The organism is Acidisarcina polymorpha, from assembly GCF_003330725.1.
Lineage (GTDB): Bacteria > Acidobacteriota > Terriglobia > Terriglobales > Acidobacteriaceae > Acidisarcina > Acidisarcina polymorpha.
On the sequence record NZ_CP030840.1, the window covers coordinates 4,654,890 to 4,679,287 of the forward strand.

The following is a 24,398-nucleotide window of genomic DNA, read 5'->3' on the forward strand; positions in this document are numbered from 1 at the left end:
AAGGCCAATGCTAGTTGAGCGAATTGTCCACACGCGATCGACGAGTGTGCTTGTAGGATTAGCCGGTTTATCGGACAAAAGGAGCCGGCTTAGTGGCCGGCTCCGGAAAAACGCCCTACTAGCCAGGAGCTAATTCACGGTAAGAGAAACCGTCGTCGTCTGTGCGGCGGCCGTACTGCCAGTGGCCGGTGTGGCCGACACGGTAATGGTGTAGCTGCCTGGGGTCACGGTCAGGGCCGACGAATTCTTGGGATTGCCACCGCCACCGCAACCAGCCATGAAAGCACCGATCCAGAGCAACGCAACGAGCCCGAGCGCCGACGAGATGTGGAGGCGTCGGCGGCGGAGGAACAAGACGCCGCAGAGGGCTGCTAGGCTTGCTCCGGTAGCGGGAACCTGCCAGGGTGAGGGAACGCTCTGCAACTCGGCATGCGTTGCGGAGGTTCCAATGAGCAGTGTCGCTACGGATGAACCGCCAGCCGTCAGCATCGCGCTACCCGGGTTAACCGTGCAAGTGCCGTTCGTTGGCATGCCCGAGCAACTGAGGGTGACCGCTCCGCTGAAGCTCGCGTTGGCCGTGAGATTCAGTGTAACCACGCCCTGCGATCCACCCGTGACGGTTACCTTAGCCGGCGTTCCAGTGAGGGTAAAGGCAGGCGGCAGCGCAGCAACCGTGATCGACGACGAGGCCGATGTAACGGGGTTATAGTTCGTGTCTCCCGCATATACTGCGCTTATGGTATGCGTACCGATGGCCAGCGCAGCCGGCGAGTAGGTCGCCGCACCGGAGCTGAGCGAGGCCGTACCGAGCAGTGTCGTTCCATCGTAGAACGAGATGGAGCCAGTCGCTGCAGGACGACCTGCCAGGCCCGCCTTGACGGTGGCGGTCAACATGGTCGAATCGCCGAAGTTGATCAACGACCCCGATGAGGTCAGCGCGAGAGAAGAGCCGCCTTGGCCGATAAAGAGCGCCGGCCCATATCCGGTCTCGGTCATCACGTCCATTGCGTTGTCGTCGTAGAAGCTTCCCACCAGCGGCAAGGTGCTGCCGAGGGTCTGGAGCTGGTTGTACGGGCCCGTGAACTGGCCATTGCCGAGTCCGATGTAAGTGACCATCCCAAAATTTTCTACGGGTTGGCCATCTGTCTCATACAGGCAGGCGACGATGTCGGGAATGCCGTCGTTGTTCATATCGGCTACCTGCATTCCGTAGAAGAAGTCGCCCATGGTGACCGTGGACGGCAGATTGAAGGTGCCGTCTCCGTTGCCGGTGATGGTCACAATGCCGCCGGTGGTGACGTCACTGCCGGCAACCTCTTCTGCGCTGAGCACAATGTCGAGCTTGCCGTCTCCGTTGATGTCGGCCGTCGCCACATTGCTGATGACATAGCTGCTCTCGATCACCGAGCTCTGACCGAAGGTCCCATCTCCGTTCCCGGGAGCATAGGAGAGTTGATATCCGGAGCCGTTGACGAATGGAACATCGTTGATCAGCATGTCGAGCTTGCCATCGCCATTGATGTCGGCAAGCGTCAAGCTGTAGAGTTCGGTACCGAATTGCATAAATACGGGCTTGGCGAAGGTACCGTCTCCATTGCCCAGCGCCACCCAGTATCCTGAAGGGCCGCCGGAGAGAGAGCCGCAGGCTGCATCGCTACCGTATGGGATAACCAGGTCGACTTTGCCATCGCCGTTGATGTCGCCGGCCGCGCCGTAGTAGACAGGGCAGGCCTCAGTGCCAATGCCGATCGACGCGGGTGTGCCGAAGGTTCCGTCTCCTTTGGAGAGCGCAACCAGAACATCGCCCGTTGAGGTCGCGTAGGCGAGGTCGGTCAAGCCGTCTCCGTTGAGGTCGGCTTGGATGGGTTGAATATACTGGAGGTCTGAAGGCAGCCCACCGGCAAGCGATTGCACCGAGGTGAAGTTTCCCTTGCCGTCATTCACTCCGGTATAGAGCTGCGAAATAAAGGTAGTTGAATTCTGGTACAGAAACAGCGGGCTCTGATATCCGGACTTGGTGTAGTTTCCGCTCGCTACCAGCTCCGTCGAAATTGCCTGCGGATCGTTGTTGGCTGTCACAACCGGCGCTCCGGGAAAGTTCGTGCCGTTGCCGAAGAACAGCGAGACCTGTACGTAGGTGGCTCCGAGCAACGCGAGATCCTGCTTGCCGTCGCCGTTGAAGTCCCCCGCCAACAGCGAATTGTAGCCGGCCGGATCGATAACGTATTGGTTGCTGGCAGTCGGCGCGGCGAAGGTTCCGTCGCCGTTGCCGAGCAATATGCCGAGGGTGCCGCCCGCGGTCACGAAGTCCGGCTTGCCATCGCCGTTCACGTCTAGAATTACCGTCGATGCCGGGCCGACGATCGCGGCGTCTGAACTCGTGACGGGCGCGCCAAAGGTTCCGTCGCCATTACCGGGGGCAACATAGAGAGTGCCGTCCAGCTCGGAGAGGACGTCGACCTTGCCATCGCCGTTCACATCCGCCAGAGAGACGCCGCTGCTATTGAAGAACGGTCCGAAGGGGCCGGTAAGCGCCGCTGCCGAAATGGCCTGTGTCGCCCCAAAGATCGAAAAGGTTCCATCGCCGTTGCCGAGCACGGTCATCACAACCAAGTTGCCGGTGCTGCCGGTATTCTCGGGCAGCCCCAGAGCAAGGTCTATCTTGCCGTCGCCATTTATATCTCCCATGGCCATACTCGCCGCCTGAAACAGCGATACCGAGGCTGGAATTGTGAGCTGCTGCACCTTGGCCGCGGAGGACTGGCCGAAGGTTCCATCTCCTGCGCCCAGCTGCACCTCCAGGGCGATCGTGGTGCTGGTGTTGGATTGCGCGATCGTGGTGTCGTAGATCAGGTCGGCCTTGCCGTCGCCGTTGACATCGGCTGCATACACCTGGCCGGCATAGCCGTACGTCGTATCGAGCAGCGTGGTGACAGCGGCGTTGAACTGGCCGTTGCCAAGATTCAACCAGGTGATCACGGCATTGTTGATGTAGTCGAAGGCCACGATATCCACTGCGCCATCGCCGTTCACGTCCACTGCATTCGCATTCAAGACGTTAGTCGTCGCCTGGTTCGGATTGAAGTAGCTCGTTGGAGCGCTCAGATTGCCCGCCCCGTCTCCTATCAGGATGTTGAGAGTCCCGTCTTCCTGCATAACGGCGATATCCGGCTTGCCGTCCTTATTGAAGTCGGCTTCCAATTCAACGGTAACGCCGGTATCGAAGATGCCGGCGGCCAGCGATGCGGTGTTTCGCGCGGGGAAATTCGGCGCGTTTACGTAACCACCGAAGTTCGGCACCGTGACATCGGATGTTGCATTCGGATGGATCGCGTCGACCCGAGAGCCCGAGTTTCCGTGTGCCTTGAGATAGGGGATCATCAACTGGTCTGCCGGTGTCTGGTAGCGCTTTTGAAGAGCCGTGACCGGAGGGGTCTTGGTCTTCAGCGGCGCCGGCTGCGCTTGCCGCTGAGAGAAGGCGATACTTGAGCAACCGATCGTAATCAACGTAACCGCCGTTCGAGCGCCGGCAGGGAGAAATCGCAGCATGGAAAAGCCTCCTCAAACTTTCTTAGAACACTGCCAAATCGCAGAATTTCTTGGGTTGCGCCGCGAACCGAACGTGTGGCTTCGGTCCGCGGGTCTACGGGAAATCCTCTAGTTCACAGTCACGTTCACGGTCGCGGTTTGCGCGCTGGCTCCAGCCGGAGTCGCGGTTACGGTAACGACATAGGCTCCCGCAGTGGTGCCGGTCGACGTTGAAGGAGGGGTGCCCGATGAAGCCGAGGAACCGCCGCATGCCACCATGCCGCCCAGAGCGATCAGAGCGATCAGCGAAAGGAAACCCCGAAGCTGACGACGCCGAACGGTTGGAACCAGGAAGAACAGCATTCCCGCCAGCGCTGTCCCGCCAATGGCGCGAAGCGGAATCGCTCCGATTGTGACAGGAGTTCCAGCCGTCGAGCTGATCGTCAGGGTTGCCGTCGCCGCCGTCGCGCCGCTGATTGTCGCCAAACTCGGCGATACCGCGCAGGTGATCGGCTGCTTTGCCGCAGCCGGGGACGTGGTGACGGCGCAGGAGAAGCTTACGGCGCCTGTGAATCCGTCAACAGGAGTCACCGAGAGTGCTGAACTGTTACCGGTCGTCGCCCCACGAGCGATCGTGATCGCCCCGCTGTTGGTCAGCGTGATGGCTGGAGTCCCGGTGACGACGACCGTGCTGGTCGTCGAGGCCGTGACCATGCCGGTAGCGGCATCCTTACCCGATATCGTAACGACATAAGTTCCCGTCGTGGTGCCTGCGGAGGAGTTGACGGTCAGGGTTGCCGTTGCCGGGGCAGTTCCAGACAGATCGATCGACGCGGGGATGCCGCAGGTGATCGGGCTGATGGCATTGGCCGGCGCAGAGGTGACAGCACAGCTCAGATTGACTGGGCCGGCAAATCCCCCGGCTGAGCTGACGGTCACCTTTGCCGTGTTGTCGGTGGTGCTGCCAGCGCTGACATCGATCGCTTCCGTCTGCAGCGAGATGGCCGCCTCAGTGACGGTGACGGTTGTCGCGCCAGTCGAACCGGAGTAGTTCGAATCGCCGCTGTAGGTTGCGGTAATCGTGTTCACCCCGTTGGCCAGATGCGACCCGAGGACGTTGAAGATCGCGTAGGAAAGCGAAGTTCCGTTCTGGACGCTCTCCGCGCTCGTGAGGTTCGAGGAGGTCCCGAGCGTTACGCCATTGGCGCTGAGGGTGATGGTACCGGTGGGCGCTAGCGCGAGGCTGGATGTTGTGATGTCCACTTCGATCTTGTCGCTGGTGTTTGAGACGAGCACTGCTGTTGCCGGGAAGAGAGCCGATGACGTTGCGCCCTTGACAACCGTGAAGCTCACCGCGTTGGAAGTGTTTGGCTTGTAGCTCGAGTCGCCTGGATAGGTCGCCGTCACGCTATGCGCGCCGACAGCGTAAGGATAGACAGTGGCGCCGACTGGCGGAAACGAGGCGTAGTTGCCGCTGGTGATCGGCGAGGTGCCGGCGATTGTTCCGTTATCCAGGTTGGTCATCGTTCCGGTGGCGAAACCCTGGGAGCCGGCATAACCCTCCGCCGTTCCATAGACCGACGTGTCGGCGAAGATATACGAGCCGTACGGGATCGCATTGAGGCTCGCCAGCGGCGTCCCGGCGAGGTTGTAGGCGTTCACTGAGAGCTGGGTCGAACTGGCCTCGGCAGAGATGTTTACGCTGATTGCGTTGGACTGGCTAGCAGCGGTCTTCGTGTCTCCGCCATAGTTGGCATAGACGGTATAGACGCCGCCGGGCAGGCCGTTGTAGCCGGTATTGCCCGTACCATCGCTGATCGCGATGGTGGCTGGCTGGCCATTGAGGGTGGGCGCGCCGGCTGCGGCCGTCGCGGTCGTCACCAGACCCGCCGCGCCTGTGGCGGTCGATGGAGTCACGTTTACGCCAAAATTCAGGGTTGTGCCATGAACCGCGGTGACAGGCGAGGTCGAGCCATTGATGGTCAGCCCGGTGGTCGAACTTGCGCCGACGGCGCTGGTCCAGTTGGCCAGCATGGCGGCGGCATCCACGCTGCCGAGGCCTGAGGCCTGGTCATACCCCGTCCCGGCGTTGTAGCCGGTCATGAAGCCGTTGCCGCCGCAGTTCTGGGTTCCGGAGGTACAGACGACTGCATTGTTTCCGGTGGTGACGTCATGGAAGACCGTGCTGTATTTATTTGCCGCCAGCGTGTAGAGGACATTGTTGACGTTGCCCAGGCGCGACCCGGTTGCCTGCACCACCAGCGCCAGCATCCCGGCGAAGGCCGGTGTCGCGGCCGATGTGCCGCCCGCCCCGTCAAACCGGGTGCTGGACGTAAACGCGCCGTTGTTGGTGACGCAGTCCGGACCGTAAATCGCGCTTGTTTCGCAGAGGACCCACACCGCGCCATAGAGGCCATTGGCGGCCAAGAGCGATACGTCGGGCAGATCGCGGGCATTATCGGCGGGTGTAAGCGCGTTCTGATAGGCCGGCTTCGGGAATACGCTGCTCGCGCCGCCGCCGCCGCCGATGATGTTTGTGCTTCCGTTGGAAAGCAGGGATTGATTGTCGGCTAGGTTGCCGTTCACGCTGGTCGAGTCGTTCCACGGTTCTTCAGGAATATAGGAGAGCGCGGTCGCATAGTAAGGCGGATTGCCGGTGCTCCCGGTCTCCACATAGGTCGAGAACGCCGTCCCAAGAACATCGTAGTCGGTGCCGCCCACCGAAACGTTGTTCGGCGAAGAACCCAGTCCATTGACCCCCAGCCCGTTGATTGCGGTTGTTTCACTGTTTTGGTTGTCGCAAGCGGCGGATCCGGCGTCGCCGGAGGAGACCGTCACCGTGATGCCCTGCGCCGCGGCCTGCTGGAAGAGTTCTCCTATGAAGTCGGTGGTTTCCGTTCCGGCCAGCGCCTCGCACTCGCCGAAGCTGATGCTTAGTACGCTTACGGCATTGTCGTTGACGGCGCGAATCATCGCATTGAACAGACCGGCGGAGATGTCGCTGTCGGCGCTGGTGTAATAGTTGATCTTCGCCTTGGGCGCGATGCCGCCCAGCACTTCAAGATCGAGCCAGGTTTCCACCTCATCGCCGTTGAGTCCCGGGTCGTCGCCGTCGACAATCACCGTCGGCAAATTGACGGTGGCGGTCGTCTCGCCTAGAAAGGCCGTGCGATAGTTCGTGACCGGGGTGAGGTCGACATTCGAGTCGCCAACCACGCCGACAGTCACGCCGGTGCCGTCATAGGTCCTTCCCTTATAGCTAGTGTTGAGGTTGGCATTGGGCGTGTCGTAGATCGTGGCCGCATCCGCCGGATCCACATAGAGATACGGATTGCCCACCGAGTCGAACAGCGTGAGCTCCGGCTCTATCCGGCGAGTTAAAGAGTTATATTTCGCCGCAGGACCGATTTGAAGGTTGGAGCGGGGATGGATGTCATCCAGCCCCACCACGGTCTTTACCGCCGCCGCGAAGGCTCGTGGAATCTGGGGCGCTGTGGTGTTGGCGATATGCTTTTGGCCGCCGATCGAAATCGAACGGATTGAAGTCGAGAATGCCGTTTCAAGCTGGCCCACCGAACCCGAAAAGGTGATGAGATTGGCTGCGGGCGATGTCTTTTCGATCGTCAGGCCTTCGGATTCAAGCCACGCTGTGATGGTCTGCACGTCCTCGGCCGCGGCGCCGAACCGAGACCCGTATTCTGCCGGAGTGAGCCAGTGATGATATGCGGCGGAATGCGGGTTCTGAACATCGCTCAAGTACTGAGTGAGCGACGCCTGCCGCATCCCCGGGCGCTGCAGCACCATGGTGACGTGATGTGCTGGGAGCGCAAGGTCGGCGGCGCCAAGGTCGACGGCCCGCTCGACCGCACTGCGCACGCTGCCGCTCAGCGGAACTCGGTCGGAGTTGTTTACCGTAGTCGTGATGAGGCGGGGAGCCGGGCTACCCTGCCCAACAGCGCACATGGGTTGGATAAGGCCCGCCAGGAATGCTGCTCCAGCGCAAAGAATACGGTACCGGGAATTTCGAATCATTCCAAAAGCTCCTGTCTTACTTCACTGGGAACATCGAGGGTTTCAAAACCAGAGGATTTGCGAATCATTACGCCTGCCCCGCCGCGTAGTGGTCAGGGAGATTTTGGGCCTGGCGCGTTCGCTAGCGCTACGGACATATCTCGAGTCACGCGGAAGACACCGCGAGTCACAAATAGACTTCCCTAAAGTGAAGTCGCTGAGGATTTGGGTTACCGGCAAGCCCCGGCCGGCCGGCCGGGATCGCTGGAGAAGAAATGGCTCTGTTGTGAAGATCGTATGAACAGGTAGCCTTTGAGGCAATTGAACCAAGCTAATCTTTTCCTAAACAAACCCTAACCGGATAATCCTTATGGTTTCTATGATTTAGGTGCTGTGCGCCAAAGAAGGGGCGTCTCGAAGCACTCCGGGTCGCGTGCTAAACTGGCATCAAGATTTGGTACCGAACGCTTTCTTCCGCTTGCCGGAGGCTCCAGCCGAGCTTTATCCACGGGGCCGGAGGCTCGCGCCCGGGGGCAATCCGCTGCGTTATGTCTAGAGACATTTTTGTATTTGCCGAGTTCACTTTCGATTCTGAAACCGGCATTCTCATGCGGAAGAATCGTGGTTCCCATCTTCCGGGCCAAACCGCCGTGCTGCTTGAGGTGCTGCTCAAAAATGCGAATAATCTGGTGAGCCGAGAGGAGCTCCGCCAGGTGCTTTGGCCGAACGAAGAATTTCTCGACTACACTCAGGGGATCAATGTCGCTGTCAACCGGCTTCGCCACACTCTTCGCGACAGTTCACGGAATCCTCGCTTTCTTAAAACGATTCCTAAGCGCGGCTATACCTTCTATGCAGAAGTCCGGGTTGTACCACGAACCACGACCTCTACAACAACGTCCCCGGCCTTGTCCGTTGATCTGTCGGCCTCTCCTCCGGCAGCCCCCCTCGAAATCCGAGCGGCCGAAGCTGGCGATCGTGCTTCAACGGAGATTGAAGCCGAGCCGATTGCCCAGATATCGACCAGTTCATCGGAATTTAGTCCTGTTCATGTCCTTCCGCCGTTCGCCCCGGCGACTGCCTCCCCGCTTTCACCCCTCAGCCGGTTTTCCAATCGACTTTCTGCGACGATCGCTCTCAGCCTCTGCGGTCTGATTGCGCTTATGGGGGGAATCCACTTTCGCCATGCCCATGCGGCTACTCGAGTGCTCAAGCTTGGCATTATTCCACTGCGCGCTCATGGAGATACTCAGACCGGTGACGCTGGCGAGGGATTTCGGCTCATGCTCAGCGACGACCTCTCACGCTTACCGAACGTCCAGGTGCGCGCCACCAGCAGCCTCACCAGCTCCGACGCCGCCGACATCCCACGCCTTTCCCGCAAACTCGGCCTGGATGACCTCCTCCTGGGCAGCATCGCGCGGCAGGGAGATCAGTACGATCTGAAGTTCGAGCTCGTGCGCGCCGAGGATGCGACCCATCTGGCATCCTTTGAATACAGCGGCGCAGCCAAGGACCTTCCCTCCCTCAGCCAACGTTTGCAGCAGGATGTCTTCCACTACCTGCAATCGCAGACCCAGGCGCTGCAAACGATCAAGGGCAGCACCAACGATGCCGATGCATATGAACTTTACCTGCAGGCCTCTTACCATATGTTCGAGCGGGACCAGGACTCACTCCGTCGCGCCCTCGATCTCTTTCAACAGGCCACTATGCGCGATCCCAACTTTGCCGCTGCCCACGCCGGCATGGCGACGGCCTGCCTGAAACTGAGCAACTACTACACCAGCCCGCAGGAAAATTATCTCGGCAAGGCTGAGCATTTTGCCCAGACCGCCATTCGCCTCGATCCCTCCTTAGCGCAGGCGCATGCCGTCCTTGGTTCGACTGCCTACAAGCTCGACCGGGACTTTCCCCGTGGCGAAGCCGAGCTGCACAATGCTATTCGCATCGACTCGACTCAGGCCGAGTACCGCAACTGGCTGGCCATCCTGCTTGCGGAAGAGGGACGCTTCGACGAAGCGCTGGCTCAACTTCAGCTTGCCCAGACCAGCGCTCCCTTCTGGCCATCGGTTTACGCAATGCAGGGGTTGGTCGGTACTTACGCCCGTCGCGATGATATTGCGCTGCGCGCTGCAGCTCACTATGCCGAGCTGCTTCCGGATCTTCCCATCGCGCACAACACCCTGGCGTGGGTCGATTTCGAGACCGGCCATTATTCGGAAGCTGCGGCGGAGTGGCGGCGGATGGCACTGCTTCAAAATGACCAGGCCCGGGTTGAGCTGGAAGAAAAGGGCATGGGAATGCTCAAGACGCAGGGAATTCGTGCCTATGCCGAGCTCCACCTGGCCGCAATCCAGAATCACCGAGGCGTCGCTCAGGTTAACGATTTCTCGCCCGCCGAGTGGTATGCCTGTGCCGGACACCGCAATCAGGCAATCGCCGAGCTCGAAAGGCTCTCCGCCGCGCGCGACCCGTATCTGCTGCACGTCGGCGTCGATCCCCTCTTCGACTCGTTGCATGGAGATCCGCGCTTCGCCGCGCTGCTTGAAAGAAGCGGCGTTGCGATTCCTGCATCCCTGGCCACCCAAGACTCGCATCTCTGCGAACCGGGCGTAAGACGCAGTGCACGACCGACTTAGATCGACTTACACATACCGCGTGAGCATTGGCGTAAAAACTCCCCGACCGGTCCCTTGGGCTGCCAAAGAAACTGATTTAAGGGTGCTCCTTTCAGAGACTCCCAAGTTGTACCGTCCGCGCTACGCATTAAAAAAGGAGTTATCTTCAAGTGGGCCATAAGTCGGCAAGTCGGATACATGGTTGCGGCGAGCCGGCCGACTAACATTGCGGATAACTCTCATCGCGCAGTAAATATTCTGGTTTTGAGGTGGCGGAAAGGCCGTTCTGTAAGGGACACGGTCCGAGTTGGCTAGATGGCTGCCTCGTTCTTCGTGGGTCGCGTCCGTCCGTTTGAGAATCCTAAGATTGCCGTCATGGCCACAAAAGGTGGAACGTGTGAGCGACTCGATTTCAGTGCGACAAGGTTCGCAAGTCATTCCAATCGTCCCTCACGTCGTAAGAAGACATCCGAGTCTCGCGGTACGGGGAGTGCTTGTCGAGCACCACGCGGTTGAACCGGCCGAGTTCCCTGAGCGTGAGCCCCAACAGCATAACTTCTTCATGTACACCAGTCCGGCTGTGCGAGCGGAGATCAAGAGCCCTGATTTCTCCGGATTGCGATGGATTCGTCCCGGCGCTCTTTGGGTGATGCCTCAAGGTTGTCGGCATGAAGTTCGTTTTGAAGGACCGGTGGAAGGAATTGCGCTGGCGTTCGAACCAGTCCGGTTCGACCACCTGGTGGAGTCTGCGGGCGGGAAGTGTTCTACAGCGATCGTTCAATCGCTAGCGGCCAGTCCGCCGAAGATTGAACACCTGATGCGCGCGCTCGGTCACGAGAGCCAACTGCCCAGCACCCACGACCACTTCGGCCTGGAGTGCATTGCCACAGCAATCGCCTTGGCGCTCAGCCAGCACGCAAGAGCCATAGCAATCGAGTCGTCGAAAACCGGCGCCCGGCTCGCGCCACGGCAAATTCGCGCGGTTCAATCGTACGTTGTTGAAAACTTGGATCAGCGCATTACCCTGGCCGAACTGGCTGGCGTGGCCGGTCTGAGTTCCTTCCACTTTCTTCGGGCTTTTAAGCGGAGCCTGGGAGTAACGCCTGGCCAGTACGTTCTTGACCTTCGTATGGAGAGAGCGAGGTCCTTGCTCATGACCAGCAATCTGACTGTAGCTGAGGTAGGGGTCCGTGTCGGCTTTGACTACTCGAGCCATTTCACCCGCGCCTTTCGTCGCGCTATTGGCACCGCACCATCCACGTTCCGGAACGGCTTCTAAATTAGCGCAAGATATGTTTCTGGGCGGCAATATCCGGTAGCAGCCTTTCCGCGCAATTCCATCACAATCGACTGAGTGCGGCGAAAGTCGGGCTCAACGCCTTATGTTTGTGAGCGCCCTCGGAACTTCCGCCTGCGGCTCGGTTAAAAGTCAGGAACCACTCTGAAATGAAATCGCAAAACGGCAGTTGAAGGAGTTTGCCATGAAAGTTACGATCGGAAATGTATCGCTGGCGGTTGAAGAGCGGGGAACAGGAAATGTTTCCCTCGTCTTCCTGCACTATTGGGGTGGAACGCACCGCACCTGGAACAAGGTGGCTGCGGAACTCCAGTCGACCTACCGAATCGTCACCTACGACATGCGCGGTTGGGGGGAATCGAGTGCGGCAGACGACGGCTACTCCATCTCAGCCCTGGCGGCCGAGTCTGCGGCGCTCATCGAGCACCTCGGGCTCAGCAAGTATGTTTTGATAGGTCATTCGATGGGCGGGAAAGTAGCCCAACTGGTTGCATCGCGAAGGCCGCAGGGACTTATTGGGCTGATCCTCGTAGCGCCAGCTACGCCCACGCCATCTCATCTGCCGGAGGCAGCGAAGGAGCAACAGATTCATGCCTATGACAATCGCGAGACCGTGCTTCAGACCCTTGCTTTTCTCAGCGCTCGCATTCCCGATCCGGATACGGTGGAACAGATCGTTCAGGATAGTCTGAGTGGAACTCCAGAAGCGAAGCTAGCGTGGCCAACCAGCGCTATGCTGGAAGACATCTCCTCGGAGGTTTCAAAGATCACCGTGCCGACCCTTGTACTCGCGGCGGAACTGGATCGTCTTGACTCGATCGAACAGCACCGGCGCGAAGTAGTCGCGAGGATTTCGGTTGCAAGGCTGGAAGTTATCCCGCACAGCGGACATCTTTTACCAATAGACGAACCCATGCAAACGGCGAGAGCAATCGACTCGTTCATCGGGCAATTGCACGTTTAACTCAAACCATCCTGCGAGAGTAGGCCCTCTCTATCGAGAGAGTGTAGAGTGACTGCCACTTAGCTGAGTTGCTATTCAGAAGCTCTTTGCAGTCTCCGGCATCACACCTGCCTCCTGCGTCCTCGGCTATCCTATTCAATCCATTTGCACCTCCTTTTTGCTCGCGAAATTTTGCTATTGAGCACATTGAATACGAGTTCAGCGGTTGCCCACCGTCTTGCGCGCCTGGCCGTTTCGTATCGCAACACGTTGTTCAACTTGCGGTTGCCGACGATGGCGTTTTGTGGCAGCAGATATAGATGTGGAAAAAACCGGTGCAGTATTAGGATTTCGGGGATTGAACCCTGTAGTTGAGAGATCGTAAGCGTACATAAATTCCCGTTTCTTGAGGTAACGCCACCGGCCAAAACCCCATCGGCTGAAGCGGCAGTTGCATTCTGCATGACCTGAGCAATATCTCCCGCCGCATCACTCCGGGCACGCTAGTCACTTGACCGGCATCAGTGTGAATAACTGGACCAACGGGACCTTCATCAAGGGCGCACCCGAGTTTGTTCGGCAAGCCTGCTCCCAATTGTTGCCTTGGAGCGAGGTTCAGGGCTTTGATCGGCAAAGTGCGTCCATCGGTCAGACGAACGCCTGAAAGCTCAACGTTTGGGCCCGCAAGACCTGCGACCTTTGTAGGTTCTAGCGTGACCCCGCGTTCCGCGAGCTATGCCCCGAACGCTTTTATCTTCGAGCGTATTTCCATCTAGGAATAACGTCGCGTGACCCCAATCAGAGATCAGTAGCGCCTGATAGATCGAGAGGGGTGCGACATGATTACGCCAAGTGGGCTGCCTTTGAACTCGAACCCGTGGCAATAGGGGCAATGCAGCACCGTCTTACCCGACGTTCAGCTACCCCCGGCAATTCAGGAAGAACGTCGATCCGCCCAAAGGCAAGGAGCAGCTTGGAAGTGCTTAGCGTCTCACCGGAACTCAGTGTCACGCTGAAGGTCCCTGTGTTCTCTCATGGGACCGGAATCAACTAACTGCGTTGCTTCGACCGCGGACGCCTTTGTACTCATGCTTCTGCCTCCTCAAGCTACGTCAGTGGGACACTGATGTTAGGTAGTTTCGAGAGTGAGCTTCAACGCTCGTGCCACACCATCGCCGTAGGCGGGATCCGCTCTTTTGCAGTTCGCAACATGCCGCTCAAGAACCTCTTGAGACGCTCCGTTGATTGCGCGAGCCGTGTTATCAAAAAGCAGCTGCTTTTGCTCAGGTGACATCTTGCGGAAGAGATTGCCTGGCTGCTCCCAGTGATCGTCATCCAACCGATGGTCATAGTGACGAGCATCGCCCTCAAGCGCAAGCGGTGGTTCGGCGTATTCCGGTTGATCGTTCCAGAGCCCCTGGCTGTTCGGGTTATAGCTGATGGTCGCTCCAAGGTTTCCATCGGTGCGCATCTCGCCGTCACGGTGATAGGAATGGAAGGGGCACACCGGCGCGTTCACCGGTATGTGATTGAAGTTCACACCGAGGCGATAGCGTTGGGTATCTCCGTAGGAGAACAGGCGAGCCTGCAACATCCTATCGGGAGAAAAACCAATTCCCGGAACCACATTCGCGGGAGAGAAGGCCGCTTGCTCCACTTCTGCGAAGTAGTTCTGCGGATAGCGGTTGAGTTCCATGACGCCGACTTCAATCAGGGGATAATCGCCCTTTGGCCAGACCTTTGTCACGTCAAAGGGGTTGTGCTTGTGCGTCTTTGCTTGTTCCTCTGTCATTACCTGGATGAACAGAGTCCAGCGCGGGAAATCTCCGCCTTCGATAGCTTGCAAGAGATCGCGGCCGTTGCTCTCCCGATCATTCGCGACGACAGCGGCAGCCGCCTGGTCCGTCAGATTCTCAATCCCTTGCTGGGAACGGAAATGGAACTTGACCCAGGTGCGCTTGTTTTCGCTGTTGATCAAAGAGAAGGTGTGACTTCCAAAGCCGTGCATGTGGCGGAATGACTTCGGAATGCCGCGGTCACATGACGATTGTGACTTGGTGAAGTGCCTCTGGAAGAAGAGTCCAGAAGTCCCAGTTATTTTGAGCGCTCCGAAGCCCGGTGCGTGGATCGCGCTTGATGGCGTGGTTGAGATCAGAAAAGCGTAGCGGGTCACGAAAAAAGAAGACTGGTGTATTGTTTCCCACCACGTCCCAGTTCCCATCTTCGGTGTAGAACTTGAGAGCAAATCCTCGGATATCGCGTTCCGCGTCGGCCGCCCCCCGCTCGCCAGCCACGGTCGAGAAGCGCGCGAACATCGGCGTCTCCTTCCCAACCTTCGAAAAGATCGCTGCCTTCGTGTATTTCGTAATGTCGTGAGTGGTGATGAAAGTCCCATGCGCCCCCCAACCCTTGGCATGCATTCTGCGCTCAGGTATGACCTCGCGATCAAAATGTGCAAGCTTCTCGATCAACCAGATGTCCTGGAGAAGGGCCGGCCCACGGCGGCCCGCTGTCAAGATGTTCGTATTGTCCGGTACGGGCGAGCCTGTAGCGTTGGTAAAGCGGTTGGAATCGGACATATTGATCTCTCCTAAACTACCTAAAGCGTGTTCACGCAGTGGACATTGCGCCGAGCGGCGACATTCACCTAGCAGACGACTTAAGGCTGCTATCGAACAGCCCATCTCTCATGTTGGGTTCTTGAAGCTGCTCCGAAGTTTCGATATCGACGAGGTTCCGCGTGCCCGTGACACATCACCGGGGTGATCTCACTATCACTTCTTTAACGTCGGGAAAATTCCTCAAAACTCTCAAAGGTATGTGGAGTTCGCTCAAAGGCGCGCCTGTCCGCAGCAGAGGTGAGAGGTACGAGTCACTTAGCCCTATGGAAGTTTCACGTCGACGACGTGAAAGAAGGCCCTCGCTAGATATGAGCGTGTCTTTGCGAGTTTCAGGCAATCACTCTCGCACCAGGCGAGAGAAGCTTGAGGAGCCATAGGCAACGGTAATGCGTGATCATTGTAAAAGGCCTAATGAACTGACTTGTTGAATCGCGATCATGAAGGTGGGCAACTCTATAAAGCCTTCATCATCCTCATGGCTGGCTGGACGGGGGCCCGCGTGCGCAAGAACAACTGAGGCGTCTAATCATTTCAATGTTCTGAGTGGAGACTATGGCCACCGTCGCGGAGATCTTGGTAGAGACACTCGCACTTTCGGGCTTGGCGAATGAAGGGGGCGACGTGAAGATCGCCCTCTTTGTACCATGCTACGTCGACGCCTTTTTTCCAGAGGTAGCCATCGCTACCCTTCAGCTCTTGGAGCGTCTCGGGCACGAGGTCGTAGTCCCGCCTCAGCAGACCTGCTGCGGTCAGCCCATGGCGAACAGCGGAGACCAGGCTGCGTCTGCCGCAACAGAGGCGCACTTCGTAGACACCTTCAAAAGCTACGACCTGATCGTTGGCCCGTCGGGGAGTTGCGTTCACCATGTTCGCCTGCATCTTGACGCATGCGAGCAGACACCAGAGGCGGCTCACGTGCGCAAGTCGATTCGAGAGCTGATCGAATTTTTACATGAAGATATAAAGAGCCTCCCCCCAATCGATTTCAAGCACAAGGTCGGGCTACATAACGGCTGCACCGCGCTGCGAGGACTCGGCCACGCACGACCGTCCGAGCGAGTCCATGAACCGGATTTTTCAAAGGCCAGGGACCTCCTCACGCATGTCGGCGGCCTCGAGATCATCCAGTCCGATCGCGTGGATGAATGCTGCGGGTTCGGTGGCAGCTTCTGTGTCACCGATGAAGCTGTCTCCTCCAAAATGGGTCAAGACCGCGTCGCTGACTTTGAGCGGAACGGGGCCGAGTACATCGCATCTGCGGACAATAGTTGCCTCATGCATATGAAGGGCATCATCGATCGCGAGAAGCGGCCTCTGAAGATTGTTCACATTGCACAGATCCTGAATGGAGGACCGTTCGCATGAATCTGTTCAACGTTCTGACCGACAGACCTGTCGACCCCGAGAGCGCAGCGGCAAAGTTCATCGCTGATACAAAGCACGAGGAGACACACGATCGTCTGGTGTGGGGTATGCGCATGCACAGGGATGAGGCGGCGCGCCAGATTCCTGGGTGGGAAGAACTTAGGGAACTCGCTTCACAGATCAAAGAACACACGCTGACCCACCTCGACCAGTATCTCGAGCAATTTGAACAGAATGCCATCGCTCATGGCGTGCATGTCCATTGGGCCCTTGATGCCGCCGAGCACAATGACATTGTGCTGAGCATCTTTCAAAAGCACAACGTTAAACGGGTGATTAAGAGCAAATCCATGTTGCAGGAAGAGTGTGGCATGGCAGCGGCTCTTGAAACCCAAGGAATCGAGGTGCGCGAGTCGGACCTAGGTGAACGTATTCAGCAGCTCGCGCACGAGCGGCCTAGCCACATTGTTGTTCCGGCCATTCACCAACTGCGGACGGACGTGGCGGCTCTTTTCGCCAAAAATTTGGCTACAGATGAGCAGAATTCAGATCCGCACTATCTGACTGAAGCCATGCGTAACGATGCTCGGCCTGCTCTTCTGCATGCTGATGCCGGCATGACAGGGGCTAACTTTGCCATTGCGGAGACCGGTGGAATCGTCATCTGCACCAATGAGGGCAATGCCGACATCGGTGTTACCGTCCCTGATCTTCAGGTCTGTAGCATAGGTATTGAAAAGCTGGTGCCGCGCTCCGCTGATCTCGGTGTTATGCTGCGCCTCCTCTCACGCAGCGCGCTGGGAACGCCGATGACTCAATACACGACGCACCTGCACCGACCCAGGCCGGGTACGCGGATCCATTTCATTCTCGTGGACAATAAGCGCTCTGACCGGCTGGCCTCGCCCGACTTCTGGCACGCACTGAAGTGCATTCGGTGTGGTGCATGCATGAACACTTGTCCGGTTTATCGTCGAAGCGGCGGATTGTCCTACCAGGCAACTTATTCCGGACCGATCGGAGTGATCCTCGACCCGGGCTTTGATCACACCAAATATCGAGAGCTTCCGTACCACTCCACTCTCTGTGGAAGCTGTTCCGAGGTATGCCCGGTCCGGATTGACATAGCAGACCAGATTTACAAGTGGAGGCGAGTCATTGCCGATGAAGGGCTACTCCCTCTGGCGAAGAGAGCGGGTATGGCGGTTATGGGCGAGACCCTTTCTCATACCGAAGCCTTCCATGGAGCCGAAGCTGTCGCGATCAAGGCAATCGAACAACTGCCCGGCGTCGTCTTCAATAATCCTCTCAACCCGTGGACAAAGCACCGCGATATGCCGAACCCGCCGAAGCAGACATTCCATCAGTGGTACCAAAAGAATCGAGGCTCGGAGTGAATCCACAGCAGATCGCACGAACCACGATCCTGAATGCTGTTCGCAAAGCGCTGCCGACTCAAAAAATTGATCTCCCTGCGGTCCCTGTGGAGCAGAAGCACTTGGGCGCAACTGGAGGTTTTGGCTACCGAGGGAATCTTTCGTCGCTCGAAAAGATTGAAGGCGCTCCTCAACCGGGCGAGTCTCTCACGCCTTACTTTGAACGTCAGTTGGCCAGAATGGGAGGCCGAAGCCTTACCATCAATACCGCTGCAGAGATCCCAGATAAAGTGAGGGAGTTGTTTCCGGCCGCGCGTCGGATCTGTTCTGTCATTCCGGAGATGTCCGACGCGAAGCCACTTTCACAGGCAACATCTTCTCGTTCTTTAGCTGACGTAGATGTCGCGGTAGTGCGAAGCCACTTAGGTGTGGCAGAAGCGGGCGCCGTCTGGCTTACAGATCTCGATTTAATCGTTCCCGCTCTTGGCGTCCTCACGCAACATCTTGTCGTTCTCTTAGATCCGAAGGATATCGTTCCGACCCTTCACGAGGCATACGGCGGGATCATTCCATTCGACAAATATCCGTACGGAGTCTTCATGGCCGGGCCGTCAGCTACCGGGGACATCGAAGGTGTCATCATTCACGGCGCGCAAGGCGCTCGTACGCTTACGGTTTTTCTCCTGGCGACCTAACTTTCGCGGGCAAAGGCAGCTTCGAATGTGTAAGCTGAGCGGATCCTGGCGATGAATTCAGCAACGCCGCGAGTAACGAGGATAGGCTTCAGATCTAGCGAAGGTACTAAGCAAGCGCGCCGGTCCGCTCGGATCGTTTCGGAATTAGAAACTGTTGAAAGTAGAGAGGGGGTCCACCGATGCTTTCTTTCCGTCTCTCGTTAGTCGCCAGCACCGTCGTTCTGCTCGTCGTCGCCGGGGCGATGATTGCAACTCCAGCTGCCCTTGGTCAAACGCCCGCCCGGGTTCGCGGAACCATTACCGCGATCGATGACCGCAGCATTACGCTCAAGGATCAGAGCGGCCGCACTCTCACGCTAAACACGGGAGCGTACTCGACGTATGCCAACTTACTTCCATCGGGCCTCGACGAGATCAAGATTGGCGATTTCGTCGGTTCCGCCGTCAAAGGAACTCCGAAGTCGATGATCGCGGTCGAAGTCGCGCTCGTTCCCAAAGACATGCGCGCCGGACGGATTGCCTACTACGGATGGGACGCCTTGCCCGACCCTACCGCCAAGCACTCCTCTGTCAAGACTCCAACCAAGATGACAAACGGTCTGGTCACAAACATCTCGGAAGCAGTAGCGACCAAACTCGTCGACGCGAGGATGACCAGCGGCGTCGTCTCGGACAAGAGCAGTAGAGTTGGCCGCACGCTTACGGTCGCTTACGATGGCGGCAGCAAGACTTTTAGGATCACGGTGCCTGCTAACGCGCCGATCGTGCGCTACGTACTGGCGGACCGATCCGCGTTGAGCATTGGTGCAGCTGTGATGATTAAGACAAGCCCGGGCGACGAGGCCGGACTTGTCAGCATTGGCAAAGGAGTTATACCGCCGATGTAATGCCTGGGTCAACACTTTTACCGGTGCGAGCTCACCTCGCTTTTCGATTTACCTAGATCTCGGGAAGAGAGCCCCGAAGCCCACTCCATCCACGAGGGGTCTGTATCGGGAGCGCAAGCCTCCAAGGGGCAGAACGACTGCAAGCGACAACTCCATACGAAGCTAAGTGGTGACTTGCTAAAAACGGCGAAAGATTATCAGAATCTTGCGATTCGTGCGAACCGTACGTAATCACTTGCAACCGCCTAATTTGCCGGGCACATCGTAGTAGTCGGGACGCGAGGAGGTACGCGCTTTTCGGCTGCCTCTGCAAGAGAAGTTTTGTGATCAGCGTCCAAGTCCTGTTTACGAAAGGCGGCTGGATTATCCGGCGGAGATGGATTTTATCCCAGCCCTGATGCGCCTGTGCCCAGTAGCTAATCAGAGCCGCACCCGTTAAGGAATCTCGGTTCACTTGAGACAGCCATGCGCAGTGTCTTCGCAGCCACGATTCACGTGAAGTCAGGATTCGGTCTTCACGATGGCTCAGGGGAGAAGTTCCTTCTGAAAGACGACGCGATGCTTTTCTTGCGCCACGAGCGCTGCGATGGGCGTTCGAACTTGAAAGGAGGTTGTTTTGACCGCTCAAGATGCTATTCCAGTGAGGAACGATGTCATTGTGTCATCTCGGCAGGCGTGCTTGGAACTCCTCGCGCGTACTCTCGAGGCCCAAGTCAGGCCGGATCCCAAAAGTGTCATAAAGAAGACCGTAGTTCCTGAAATTTCCATCATTCGGTCCAACCAGGCAACGGTGCCGAAGGCTCAGTTGTCGCGACCGGCAGTTTGGATAACGCTGCAGGGCGCGACTAGAGTTATTCGCAGGAAGCAAGAGTCCTCTTATGGTTCCGGTGAAGCGTTTCTCTTGACGGTTGACTCGGGCTGCAGCTGCACGATTCACGCAGGTAGTGCAGGGAATTCCTATCTCGGGCTCTGTATAGAGTTGGATTACGCCTACTCCCGAGAGATCGCGGATAGACTTGGTCTCTTGCGGAAGCCGGAAGGTTCCTCCGACCAGTCCGATATTTCGGTACTTGATCTAAGCTTGCCGCTACTGCAATGTTTGTTGCGCGCCATCTCTTTACTCGAGCGCCCGGAAGCACTGAAAATTCTCCGGCAGAGTCTGCTGCGAGAATTTAGCTATTGGCTACTGTCAGGTACGGGCGGCAGGCAGCTTGCGCAGCGCCTGGTTACAGCTGGTCAGGGAATTCGCGCATCCGACGCTGTGCAGCACTTGCATGCAAATTATAGCAATCCCGTGTGTATTGACGACCTGGCAGATCTTGTATGCATGAGTCCAGCGACGTTGCATCGCCAGTTCAAACTCTTGACCTCCTTGTCCCCACACCAGTACCTAAAAAGGCTTCGGCTTCTCGAAGCCAGGCGGCTCCTCTTTGGTGGAAAGACGAATGTTAAGAGCGTTGCCTTTCAGGTGGGGTACCTAAGTGCGTCCCATTTCAGCCGGGAGTATGCACGCTTGTACGGCCAGCCCCCAGGACAGAAGGAGACGACGCGCGCAAGCGATCGTACCTACCGAGATCAACGACAGAATGAGGTGACAGCTTGAGAGCTTTAGACACGAAAGCCGCATCTTGTTGGACAGGTGGATGTAACGGTGGCTAGGGATCGAAAGAAAGCAATAAAGTGGGGTATCGAGATCCTGGTGAATAATGCCGGCGTACTTGAGTTTGGCGCGGTCGTAGATATTCCAGGGGACAACATGCGAAAGGAATTCAAGGTCAACGTCATCGGCGCGATCATTCTTACGCAAGGAATTGCTAAAGTCAGATACTCACTGTGAGGTAACCCAATGGACTCGATAGATATCGATATAGAGCAGGCTAACGTCGACCTGATCCGCCGTCATTTCGCTGACTTTGTAGATCGCAAGGACGTCACGGCAGCGGAGCGCAACTTTGCTCCGGACCTCATCGACCATAATCCTCCCGGCGGGACCAAGACGATTGCCGAAGGGATGGCATTCGCAAGGCGCATCTATGAGCGGTTCCCGGATATGTGTTGCGAGCTAAAAGATGTCCTTGCGCAAGGCGACAAGGTAGCGGTGCGAGCCGTCTGGAGCGGACATGACGCAGAAAGCGGACAACTGATGGAGTTTCACGGCTTCACGCTTTGGCGGTTCAGGGGCGACAAGATCGTTGAGAGGTGGGCCACGATGACTGATCTAAAACCGGTTAGTCGCGACGATCCGAGCTGGTAGTCCTTACGTTGCAGATTGCAAAGCTTCGGGCATCTGCTCGCTTGTGGGGACCCGCGCCAATGTGCAGGAACCAACTCAGACGGTTTGTTGGCAAGAAGGCGATCCTCAATCGAAAGCTTATTTGACGGTTCTCTCCGCAACGCTGATCTGTGTCAAGGTCGCCCCAGCCCTTTGCCAAGTTCCTCCTAGGGTCTGCGGCACTGGTACCGACGTTGTCGAAGGTTAAGTGACAAAAAAGCAGTCGAATGGCAAGATCCTGAAGCTGAGCATTAGGCCTGATCCGAGTAGGCAGAAGGTTCCTGCAACTCTTGAAATGGTTGCGATTGGAAGTTTTGTTGGTACAGCAAGTAAGGGACCAATAGATCGTTGGACAGCCGTTGAACTCGTCATTGTGCCTAAAAGCATGCAGGTTGGGAGGAGGGGTTTAGCTCCTGAACCAGGCGCAACGTCTATCAATGAGGCGCTCAATGTTTGCAAGTTCCAGAGTCGGTATTCCGAGCGGCAACGTATAAGATCGACAACTCTTTCATCGTTTGCAACAAAAGACCCAACGTCGATTGGATCTTCGATTCCTCGTTCTATAGCCAACATGACCTCTGCAAAAGTTACGTAGTGGGCCTGCGCGTGAGCCGATACTAGGCCAGCAGCGCCCGGCTTCATGGAAGGCTAACCGCGCAGCGAGGGCGAGATCAGCGGCGACATAGTGCTCGAGGACCGTATCTCGAGGATGATGATGTTGGCGGTCGAAGCGACCGTCTACCGAACTATCGGTTCGTCGTCGGAGACGATATCGCCACTGGCCACTGGTCTAAGATCCTGCCTAAATAGGAAGGGACCTAGCGTCCTTGAGTCTTATAGACTCGGGCCAGCCGCGCACCGGACACGGCTGCCATGCTTTATCAATTTCGTCGGACCGGAGGTCGCCGTGGCCGCTCGCAGGATCGCTGCCGAGCCCAACCCTGGACCTCTTGCGGCGCGCTCGGATTTGTTTTGGACCATGTTTTGGCTCTCCATACGTCGGCGAGACGCTCGGCTCAAATAACGCTAATACTGTGATTCGACCAGTGCTTAATGGACCTGCAAAAAACAGCGATAGATTATCCAAAACTTACGGTTTGCGCGATGGGAAGGGCAGCAAGGATGAACGAGCTTCGCGGCCGGTGACCGGAGAGCATCACCCTAGTGTGCGTCAACGATCATGTGGTCGAAATCGCAACGACGACCGAGCCAGGTGTCTCGACGAATGATCATCCCGGTTCCGCATGAATAGGCGGTCACTACCCGTTAGGAACCCGATCGCTCTCGAACACGGATTGTCGCGCGGCTTGCTGAATTCTGTCGCTTGAGGATTTCGACTGCCAATGCACTGATTGACCGCTAATCAGTGAACGCATTGCCGATTATGCACTCGTTGCAATCTGCGGTGGGCTCGAACGCAACTCCAGGTTGCCACCAACTGGTGTCACGATAAAAGGGGGCATATCACTAGTCTTTACTTTTCTCGGGTCCGATACGAAGGCTGTAGTGAGAAGATCTATATTCCGTTGGACTTTGTGAGAACTTCCGGCGGAAGGCGGCGGCGAACTGAGATGCCGTACCAAATCCGCATGTCAAGGCAATATCAAGAACCGCTTTGTCTGTTTCCGCAAGCATCCGTTTAGCAGCTTCCATTCGTAGGTGCTGCACGTGCCGGTGAGGTGTTGCTCCGACGGCTTTGCGGAAGAGAGTTGCGAAGTGAAATGGACTAATGCCCGCCTCTTTGGAGAGGACGCTGAGGTTCAGGCTTTCAGAAAGATGCGCTTCGATGTACTCGAGTACGCGCACGAGGCGGTAATCGGAAATGCGCTCTTTGGCGAGCGACTGACGCCATTCAAAACCTTTGGTTGCGCCAAGCAACAGATGTGCTGATATCCATTGCGCAGCGGCTTGAGCGTAAAAATCTGGAGCTCCATTCTGGAGGGCCGACATCGCAGAGAAGGCGAGGTTGCCAACGACCGGATCATCAAAGAACGGACAATCGCTGAGAGAACCTCCTATGAGGGTTCTCGGATTTTGCACTTCCTGGGCGACGACATCCACGGTCTCTTGAGGCACAACCAAGAGCAATAAATTAAGAGCTTTCCCTACAAAGTCGTGGCGTACAAGGCGCGGGCACCCTGCAGGTGTGAGCATGCCGGTGCCTCGGGTGTAATCGATCTTGCGCCATCGTCCTTCAGAGAAATGGCTTATGCGGAAGCTTCTTTCAAGGACAAGGATCATTGAGGGATTAGCAAAAGCGTCGATGGGGAACGGTTCGGGAGAATACGCCTTCACTCTCGATCGGAGGTAGAGTGACTTCCATCCAGCTGACTCGCTAGTCAGAAGTTCCTTGCTGTGTCCCGCATCGCACTTGCCTCTTACGTCATCGGCTAGGCTATTCATTCGTTTTGGCCTCCTTCCCCCTTGGTCAGCTCCTGAATCGAGCATATCGAAGGCGATTTCAGTGGCTCCTGACCACGCTTTGCCGATTCACATCGGATGCATCCTACGTTAGCTCACCGCCGCCGATGCATAGCATGTTGTGAAACAAGCCTGACTGCGCCCGACTCAGGAACGGAAGATTGCAAGAACTGGCGAAATTTTATCGAAATCTTGCGATTCTGGCGAACGAACCACGAAAAGGGGGTCCAGACAAAATGATACAGAGAGATACGAAACAGTCTGCAATTGTTGCTACTCCTCTAAGATTAGCCCTTCACTTTTGTCTCGGAGTTGGATTAGCAGGGGCGATCTCAGACATTGCAGAAATTGCGACTGGCCG

The 24,398-nt window shown here is 57.2% G+C and carries 14 protein-coding genes and 1 pseudogene; 10 read left to right on the plus strand and 5 right to left on the minus strand.

The genetic code is table 11. The features are described 5' to 3' along the window. Nucleotides 1–129: 129 nt before the first annotated feature. Together ACPOL_RS19700 and ACPOL_RS19705 are read right to left on the minus strand one after the other, a co-directional pair. A complete protein-coding gene (locus tag ACPOL_RS19700) occupies nt 130–3,549 on the minus strand; it encodes an FG-GAP-like repeat-containing protein (protein WP_114208564.1) in 3,420 nt (1,139 codons plus the stop codon). 108 nt (nt 3,550–3,657) lie between these two features. Continuing rightward, nucleotides 3,658–7,560 (minus strand): protease pro-enzyme activation domain-containing protein, encoded by a 3,903-nt coding sequence (locus ACPOL_RS19705; RefSeq protein ID WP_114208565.1) that lies wholly within the window; start codon nt 7,558–7,560, stop codon nt 3,658–3,660. 527 nt (nt 7,561–8,087) lie between these two features. On the opposite strand from ACPOL_RS19705, the gene ACPOL_RS19710 reads away from it, so the two are divergent. The 3 genes from ACPOL_RS19710 (at nt 8,088) to ACPOL_RS19720 (ending at nt 12,421) form a co-directional block, all read left to right on the plus strand. Next, nucleotides 8,088–10,181 (plus strand): winged helix-turn-helix domain-containing protein, encoded by a 2,094-nt coding sequence (locus tag ACPOL_RS19710; RefSeq protein ID WP_114208566.1) that lies wholly within the window; start codon nt 8,088–8,090, stop codon nt 10,179–10,181. Nucleotides 10,182–10,557: 376 nt separating this feature from the next. After that, complete coding sequence (locus ACPOL_RS19715; protein ID WP_150133069.1) at nt 10,558–11,439, plus strand: AraC family transcriptional regulator; 882 nt, start codon at nt 10,558–10,560, stop codon at nt 11,437–11,439. Nucleotides 11,440–11,641: 202 nt separating this feature from the next. Next, nucleotides 11,642–12,421 carry an alpha/beta fold hydrolase gene (locus tag ACPOL_RS19720; RefSeq protein ID WP_114208568.1) on the plus strand — a complete coding sequence of 260 codons (780 nt, stop codon included), beginning with the start codon at nt 11,642–11,644 and terminating at the stop codon, nt 12,419–12,421. Nucleotides 12,422–13,529: 1,108 nt separating this feature from the next. Here ACPOL_RS19720 and ACPOL_RS36845 read toward each other — a convergent pair. Continuing rightward, a complete protein-coding gene (locus ACPOL_RS36845; RefSeq protein WP_338026801.1) occupies nt 13,530–13,871 on the minus strand; it encodes a catalase-related domain-containing protein in 342 nt (113 codons plus the stop codon). 6 nt (nt 13,872–13,877) lie between these two features. Next, nucleotides 13,878–15,084: pseudogene (locus ACPOL_RS19725) on the minus strand (catalase); the annotation flags it as partial. Nucleotides 15,085–15,573: 489 nt separating this feature from the next. On the opposite strand from ACPOL_RS19725, the gene ACPOL_RS19730 reads away from it, so the two are divergent. From ACPOL_RS19730 to ACPOL_RS19760, 7 genes are all read left to right on the plus strand, one after another. After that, complete coding sequence (locus ACPOL_RS19730; protein ID WP_201758907.1) at nt 15,574–16,386, plus strand: (Fe-S)-binding protein; 813 nt, start codon at nt 15,574–15,576, stop codon at nt 16,384–16,386. Next, nucleotides 16,383–17,783, plus strand: coding sequence for a lactate utilization protein B (locus ACPOL_RS19735; protein WP_114208569.1), 1,401 nt, complete (start codon nt 16,383–16,385; stop codon nt 17,781–17,783). The genes ACPOL_RS19730 and ACPOL_RS19735 overlap by 4 nt, the downstream gene beginning before the upstream one ends. Further along, nucleotides 17,780–18,457 (plus strand): LutC/YkgG family protein, encoded by a 678-nt coding sequence (locus ACPOL_RS19740; RefSeq protein ID WP_201758908.1) that lies wholly within the window; start codon nt 17,780–17,782, stop codon nt 18,455–18,457. Before ACPOL_RS19735 ends, ACPOL_RS19740 begins: the two co-directional genes overlap by 4 nt. 179 nt (nt 18,458–18,636) lie before the next feature. Then, entirely contained in the window at nt 18,637–19,344 is a 708-nt protein-coding gene (locus tag ACPOL_RS19745) for a metal ABC transporter permease (protein ID WP_114208570.1), read from the plus strand. Between the two features lie 658 nt (nt 19,345–20,002). Continuing rightward, nucleotides 20,003–20,947 (plus strand): AraC family transcriptional regulator, encoded by a 945-nt coding sequence (locus ACPOL_RS36405; RefSeq protein ID WP_414633384.1) that lies wholly within the window; start codon nt 20,003–20,005, stop codon nt 20,945–20,947. Between the two features lie 48 nt (nt 20,948–20,995). Continuing rightward, a complete protein-coding gene (locus tag ACPOL_RS19755; protein ID WP_201758909.1) occupies nt 20,996–21,181 on the plus strand; it encodes a hypothetical protein in 186 nt (61 codons plus the stop codon). Between the two features lie 9 nt (nt 21,182–21,190). Beyond that, entirely contained in the window at nt 21,191–21,598 is a 408-nt protein-coding gene (locus ACPOL_RS19760) for an ester cyclase (protein WP_114208573.1), read from the plus strand. Between the two features lie 1,485 nt (nt 21,599–23,083). On the opposite strand, the gene ACPOL_RS19765 is transcribed toward ACPOL_RS19760, so the two are convergent. After that, the gene (locus ACPOL_RS19765; protein ID WP_161557454.1) at nt 23,084–24,019 is read right to left on the minus strand and encodes a helix-turn-helix domain-containing protein; all 936 of its coding nucleotides are present in this window, start codon (nt 24,017–24,019) and stop codon (nt 23,084–23,086) included. Nucleotides 24,020–24,398: the final 379 nt, after the last annotated feature.

Coding starts and splice junctions, on each gene's coding strand:
- ACPOL_RS36845 (WP_338026801.1), bottom strand. CDS start 13,871: ATGCGCACCGATGGAAACCTTGGAGCGACCATCAGCTATAACCCGAAC.
- ACPOL_RS19735 (WP_114208569.1), top strand. CDS start 16,383: ATGAATCTGTTCAACGTTCTGACCGACAGACCTGTCGACCCCGAGAGC.
- ACPOL_RS19765 (WP_161557454.1), bottom strand. CDS start 24,019: ATGAATAGCCTAGCCGATGACGTAAGAGGCAAGTGCGATGCGGGACAC.
- ACPOL_RS19710 (WP_114208566.1), top strand. CDS start 8,088: ATGTCTAGAGACATTTTTGTATTTGCCGAGTTCACTTTCGATTCTGAA.
- ACPOL_RS19730 (WP_201758907.1), top strand. CDS start 15,574: ATGGCCACCGTCGCGGAGATCTTGGTAGAGACACTCGCACTTTCGGGC.
- ACPOL_RS19745 (WP_114208570.1), top strand. CDS start 18,637: ATGCTTTCTTTCCGTCTCTCGTTAGTCGCCAGCACCGTCGTTCTGCTC.
- ACPOL_RS19705 (WP_114208565.1), bottom strand. CDS start 7,560: ATGATTCGAAATTCCCGGTACCGTATTCTTTGCGCTGGAGCAGCATTC.
- ACPOL_RS19720 (WP_114208568.1), top strand. CDS start 11,642: ATGAAAGTTACGATCGGAAATGTATCGCTGGCGGTTGAAGAGCGGGGA.
- ACPOL_RS19760 (WP_114208573.1), top strand. CDS start 21,191: ATGGACTCGATAGATATCGATATAGAGCAGGCTAACGTCGACCTGATC.
- ACPOL_RS19700 (WP_114208564.1), bottom strand. CDS start 3,549: ATGCTGCGATTTCTCCCTGCCGGCGCTCGAACGGCGGTTACGTTGATT.